The sequence below is a fragment of the Promicromonospora sp. NPDC050249 genome, from assembly GCF_040656015.1.
Lineage (GTDB): Bacteria > Actinomycetota > Actinomycetes > Actinomycetales > Cellulomonadaceae > Promicromonospora.
This window is the reverse complement of the sequence record NZ_JBFAKY010000082.1, coordinates 1-2,995: the sequence shown is the minus strand read 5'-3', so window position 1 is coordinate 2,995 and position 2,995 is coordinate 1. Positions and strand designations below refer to the sequence as shown.

Annotated in this window: 2 protein-coding genes; both read right to left on the bottom strand. The window is 66.4% G+C overall.

The window, feature by feature from the left end; all coding sequences use genetic code 11:
• Positions 1 to 147: 147 nt before the first annotated feature.
• Positions 148 to 1,329, bottom strand: coding sequence for a multiple monosaccharide ABC transporter permease (gene mmsB / locus AB0I32_RS27170; RefSeq protein WP_357511829.1), 1,182 nt, complete (start codon positions 1,327 to 1,329; stop codon positions 148 to 150).
• Positions 1,326 to 2,897, bottom strand: coding sequence for a multiple monosaccharide ABC transporter ATP-binding protein (gene mmsA, locus AB0I32_RS27165; RefSeq protein WP_357511827.1), 1,572 nt, complete (start codon positions 2,895 to 2,897; stop codon positions 1,326 to 1,328). Before mmsA ends, mmsB begins: the two co-directional genes overlap by 4 nt.
• Positions 2,898 to 2,995: the final 98 nt, after the last annotated feature.

Sequence of the window (2,995 nt, the reverse complement as noted above, 5' to 3'; positions counted from 1 at the left end):
GGCCACGACAAGGGCGACGAGCACCCAGTCCCGCCACACGCGCACGGGCGGATCGGCGGGCCGCGGTTCGTCCCAGACCGAGCGGATGGCGGACACCGGTGGTCGAGCTGTCGAGACCCTCGCGGTTCTCTGGCCAGGCGCCAGGCGTCAGCGGGCGGCTGCGGCCCGCTTCTTGTTCCAGACGTCGAACGCGACGGCCAGGAGCAGGACGATGCCCTTGACGATCTGCTGCGTCGACTGGTCGATGCCCATGAGCTGCATGCCGTTCGACATGACGGCCATGATCAGGCCTCCGACCATCGCACCGGTCACCGTGCCGATGCCGCCGGTCACGGCGGCGCCACCGATGAAGCACGCCGCGATCGCGTCGAGCTCGAACATGTTGCCCGCCGCGGGCTGCGCGGCGCTCGACCGCGCGGAGTACACGATGCCCGCGATCGAGGCGAGGAAGCCCATGTTCACGAACATCCAGAAGTTCACGCGCTTCACCCGGACGCCGGACAGCTGCGCCGCGGCGAGGTTGCCGCCGATGGCGTAGACGTGGCGGCCGAACACGCTGTGCTTGGTGACCAGCGTGTAGACCAGGACCAGCACGGCCAGGATGATCAGCACCGCGGGCAGGCCGCGGTACGTGGCGAGGTTGTACGCGAACCACATGACAACGGCTGCGACCACCACGAGCTTCAGCACGAACAGGACCGGCGCCTCGACCGTCTGCTTGTACGCGATGCGCGCACGGCGCTGGCGCCACGCGTTGTACGCGAAGCCCAGCACACCGATGGCGAAGATGACGAGCGTGAAGGTGTCGTACCCGTAGCCGCCGAGCAAGCCGTTGAGGAAGCCCGAGGCGATGGCCGAGTACTCCGCCGGGAACGGCGAGAGCGAGACGTTGTTGAGCACCTCGAGCGTGAGGCCACGGAACAGGAGCATGCCTGCCAACGTCACGATGAACGCCGGGATGCCCACATAGGCCACCCAGAATCCTTGCCAGGCGCCGACCAGCAGTCCTGTGCCGACGGCGGCGAGCACGCCCACCCACCACGGCTGATCGCCACGGATGACGATCACGGCGGCCACGGCTCCGGTGAGTGCCACCACCGAGCCCACCGACAGGTCGATGTGCCCGCCGATGATGATGATCACCATGCCGATGGCGAGGATGAGGATGTACGAGAACTGCAGCACGAGGCTGGTCAGGTTCCGCGAGCTGAGCAGCAGTCCGTCGGTCAGCACCGAGAACAGCACGATGATCAGCACGAACGCGATGTAGATACCACTCGTGCGCAGATTCCGGGTGAACAGGTCCCGGATGTTCGCGATGCCGGTCATGCCTTCGTCTCCTGTGCGTTCTCCTGCGTCATGAGGGCCATGAGTCCTTCCTGGGTGGCTGAGGCCACGTCGACCTCGCCAGTGATGCGGCCGAAGGCCAGGGTGTAGATGCGGTCGCAGATCCCGAGGAGCTCAGGGAGCTCCGAGGAGATGACCAGCACGGCCTTCCCGTCCGCGACCAGCTTGTTGATGATGGTGTAGATCTCGTACTTGGCGCCGACGTCGATGCCCCGGGTGGGCTCGTCGAGGATCAGCACCTCAGGGGCGGTGTACAGCCACTTGGACAGCACCACCTTCTGCTGGTTGCCGCCCGAGAGCTTGCCCACGTCCACCAGCACGTTGGGGGTGCGGATGTTCATGGACTCGCGGTACTCCTCCGCGACCTTGAGCTCCTCGTTCTCGTCCACGAAGCCGTTCTTCGACAGCTTGCCGAGGCCGGCCGCCGAGATGTTGCGCCGGATGTCCTCGATGAGGTTGAGCCCGTACTGCTTGCGGTCCTCCGACACGTAGGCGATGCCGGCCTTGATCGCGTCCGGCACGGTGCGGGCGTCGATCTTCTTGCCGTGCACGTATGCCGTTCCGGAGATGTCCCGGCCGTAGGAGCGGCCGAACAGCGACATCACGAGCTCCGTACGCCCGGCGCCCATGAGGCCGGCGATACCGACCACCTCGCCGGCCCGCACGTTCAGGTTCGCACCCTTGACGATGGCGCGCCCGGGCTGGGTCGGGTGGTACACCGTCCAGTCCTCGACGCGCAGCACCTCCTCGCCCGGGTGCGACTCCCGGCCGGGATACCGGTTGTCGAGGTCGCGCCCCACCATGCCGCGGATGATGCGGTTCTGGATCGCCTCGGACGAGCCACCCGCCTCGGCCATGTCGAAGGTCTCGATCGACTGGCCGTCACGGATGATCGTGGTGCGGTCGGCGATCTCGGCGATCTCGCCCAGCTTGTGGGAGATCATGATCGACGTGATGCCCTGGCTCTTGAACTGCCGGAGCAGGTCGAGCAGGTGCTCGGAGTCGTTGTCGTTCAGCGCCGCCGTCGGCTCGTCGAGGATGAGCAGGCGCACGTCCTTGGAGATCGCCTTGGCGATCTCCACGAGCTGCTGCTTGCCCACACCGAGCGCGGAGATGGGAACCGTGGGCGACTCGCTCAGCCCCACCCGCTCCAGCAGCACAGCTGCCTCGGAGTTGGTCCTGTTCCAGTCGATGGCGCCACCGGCGCGGCGTCGCTCGTTGCCGAGAAAGATGTTCTCGGCGATCGACAGGTACGGGACGAGCGCTAGCTCCTGGTGGATGATCACGACACCGCGAGCCTCGGAGTCGTTGATGTTGCCGAACTGGGCGTTCTCGCCGTCGAGCACGATGTCGCCGTCGTAGGTGCCGAACGGGTACACCCCCGACAGCACCTTCATCAGGGTGGACTTGCCCGCCCCGTTCTCGCCGCAGATGGCGTGGATCTCGCCTCGGCGGACAGTGAGGTTGACGTCCTGGAGCGCTTTGACCCCAGGGAATGTCTTGGTGATGCCGCGCATCTCGAGGATGTCGGTCGGCGCCGAATCGGCCATGCCAGTCCTTGTCGCGTACTTGTCGCCAATAGTGATGGTGCGGGGTGCCCGACGCCGGTGGTCGAGCTTGCCGGGACCTGGGTCCCGACAAGCTCGAC

Coding starts and splice junctions, on each gene's coding strand:
- mmsB (WP_357511829.1), bottom strand. CDS start 1,329: ATGACCGGCATCGCGAACATCCGGGACCTGTTCACCCGGAATCTGCGC.
- mmsA (WP_357511827.1), bottom strand. CDS start 2,897: ATGGCCGATTCGGCGCCGACCGACATCCTCGAGATGCGCGGCATCACC.